At 39.7% G+C, this 723-nt stretch carries 1 protein-coding gene; it reads right to left on the reverse strand.

What is annotated here, in order from left to right; all coding sequences use genetic code 11:
• Positions 1-355 precede the first annotated feature (355 nt).
• On the reverse strand, positions 356-723 hold a 368-nt coding region (locus tag RH45_RS22240; RefSeq protein WP_008081725.1), incomplete at its 5' end, for an AbiU2 domain-containing protein.

The following is a 723-nucleotide window of genomic DNA, read 5'->3' on the forward strand; positions in this document are numbered from 1 at the left end:
TTTCCCTCCATGGCGTATAACGCCCTGTTAAGGGGTGAGCAACGCAATACCGATGCTCCCGCATACCACCTTAAACACTAAACGCAACGCATGGTAAAAATGCCACGCGTTGCGAATCACTCTTAAACAGTTTGTTATGTATTTTTTGCTTTCTCCAAAGCCTTAATAAGAACACCACCAACGTAGTCTGGCTTGAGTTGTATATGCTGATACGCTGTCTGGCTATTGCTAGTTCCAAGCTCATAAGCATTCATAAAGTCTCTTAGCAACTTTAAAGCATCTTCTACGTACTGTCGTGATATACCAGGCAAAGGCTCTTCTGCGCTACCTGTAGCATGAGCTAAATCAGCGTGTGCTATCGCTTGTTCCGATGTACTCTAAATTTGTGGCATGCATCAAAAAGCTCTTGAAACTTTGCTTTTAAAACTTGCGCCAACTCTACGTCTTTTCTGTCATTCGCAATAACTATTAACTGCTTCAAACTTAAATTTTCATTTCCACATTGCCGGTTAGGGTCAGTCAGCTTAGAAAATGCAAGAGACACATTATCCAAATATAAATGTTGAGTGATGTAGAAAAAGTATCCTCCGTTGCTATTTAGTAGCTCAATCACTTCTGGACCTTGCGCATATATTTGCCCATAAGTAATCCATCGAAAATGAATGAGATTTACTTCTTCTTTTAATTGCTTGAATACATCCAATGTACGTTTCCTCAAAAATA

The sequence above is a fragment of the Vibrio sinaloensis DSM 21326 genome (assembly GCF_000189275.1).
In the GTDB taxonomy this organism is placed as follows: Bacteria; Pseudomonadota; Gammaproteobacteria; order Enterobacterales; family Vibrionaceae; genus Vibrio; species Vibrio sinaloensis.